General features: G+C 67.9%; 1 protein-coding gene and 2 pseudogenes. All 3 read right to left on the bottom strand.

What is annotated here, in order from left to right; all coding sequences use genetic code 11:
- Positions 1 to 197: pseudogene (locus tag HUK84_RS17765) on the bottom strand (ribosome maturation factor RimM); the annotation flags it as partial.
- A 40-nt stretch (positions 198 to 237) separates the two neighbouring features.
- Entirely contained in the window at positions 238 to 582 is a 345-nt protein-coding gene (rpsP, locus tag HUK84_RS17760; protein WP_176641433.1) for a 30S ribosomal protein S16, read from the bottom strand.
- A 65-nt stretch (positions 583 to 647) separates the two neighbouring features.
- Positions 648 to 1,540, bottom strand: a pseudogene (locus HUK84_RS17755) (signal recognition particle protein); the annotation flags it as partial.

The raw sequence follows: 1,540 nt of genomic DNA, 5'->3' as shown, positions 1-1,540 counted from the left end.
GCCCGGCCCGCCGCATCGCGCAGCTCGGCAATGCCGTCGCCCCGCCATTGCAGGGTCCAGCCCTGCCCCCGGTCGTCGGTCAGCACCCCATAGGCGGCCAGGTCCTCCGGCACGGCGGCATAGCTGTGCACGCGCACCAGCCCCCGCACGCCATGCGGACGTCCCACCACACCCATCAGGATACGATCGCGATCCACCGGTTCAGCCTGCCCGTAATCCTATCCGCGCCGTCCGCAATCAGGCCGCGGCGGCAGCCGCGGCAGCGGCGGCACGTTCCTGCGCGCGCTTCTTCGGCGCCGATTTCTTGGGCTGCTCGTTATAGGCGGGCTTCGGCGCCAGGCCGGCATTGCCCAGGAAGCGGGCCACGCGGTCGGTCGGCAGCGCGCCCTGCGACAGCCAGTGCGCGATGCGCTCGTTCACCAGCCGCACGCGGTCGGCATGGTCGGACGGCAGCATCGGGTTGTAGGCGCCCACCTTCTCGATGAAGCGGCCATCGCGGGGCGAACGGCTGTCGGCCACCACGATGTGGTAGTACGGACGCTTCTTCGCACCGGCGCGGGCAAGGCGGATCTTCAGGCTCATTTGAAACACTACTCCGAAAGAAAACTCTGGATACGGACCAAGGCGAAACGGACTGGACGATCCCGTCAGCCGAACGGACGGCCGCCGGGCGGTTTCGCCCCCTTGGGCATGAGAGCGGACATCCCCTGGCGCATGAGTCCCTTCATGCCGAGCTTGTTGATCCGCTTCATCATCGTGGACATGTCGTCGAACTGCTTCAGCAGCCGGTTGACGTCCTGAACTGTGGTCCCCGACCCGGCGGCGATGCGCTTCTTGCGCGACGCCTTGATGATGGCGGGCGTCTTGCGCTCCGCCCTGGTCATGGACGAAATGATGGCCTGGTGGCGCTTCAGGACCGACGTATCCAGGTCCTTGTCACCCAGCGCCTGCTTGACCTTCCCCATGCCGGGCAGCATGTCCAGGATGCCGGACAGCGAGCCCATCTTGGAAATCTGGCGGATCTGCGCGGCATAATCGTCCAGGTCGAACTGACCGCGCATCATCTTGAGGGCGATCTTCTCGCTCTCTTCATGATCCAGCGTATCGGCGGCCTTCTCGACCAGGCCCGCGATGTCGCCCAGCCCCAGGATGCGGCCGGCCACGCGCTCGGGATGGAACTCCTCCAGCGCGTCCAGCTTCTCGCCCGAACCGGTCAGCTTGATCGGCGCGCCGGTAATCGCGCGCATCGACAGCGCGGCGCCCCCGCGGGCATCGCCGTCCATGCGGGTCATGACGACGCCGGTCACGCCCACCGCCTCGTTGAACGCCTTCGCGGTGTTCACCGCGTCCTGGCCGGTCATCGCATCGACGACCAGCAGGGTTTCGGCCGGCGACGTCTCGGCGCGGATCGCCCGCACCTCGTCCATCAGCGCCTCGTCGATCGCCCGGCCCCCGGCCGTGTCCAGGATGACGACGTCGAACCCCTCGCGCCGGCCGGTATCCATCGCACGGCGCGCGATCTCGACCGGGCTCTGGCCGG

This window comes from Nguyenibacter vanlangensis (genome assembly GCF_013376155.1).
Lineage (GTDB): Bacteria > Pseudomonadota > Alphaproteobacteria > Acetobacterales > Acetobacteraceae > Gluconacetobacter > Gluconacetobacter vanlangensis.
Note: the sequence above shows the minus strand (reverse complement) of the source record. Positions and strands in the feature narration are given on the sequence as shown.

Excerpts from the sequence above, each read along its gene's own strand:
- rpsP (WP_176641433.1), bottom strand. The coding sequence starts at position 582 with ATGAGCCTGAAGATCCGCCTTGCCCGCGCCGGTGCGAAGAAGCGTCCG.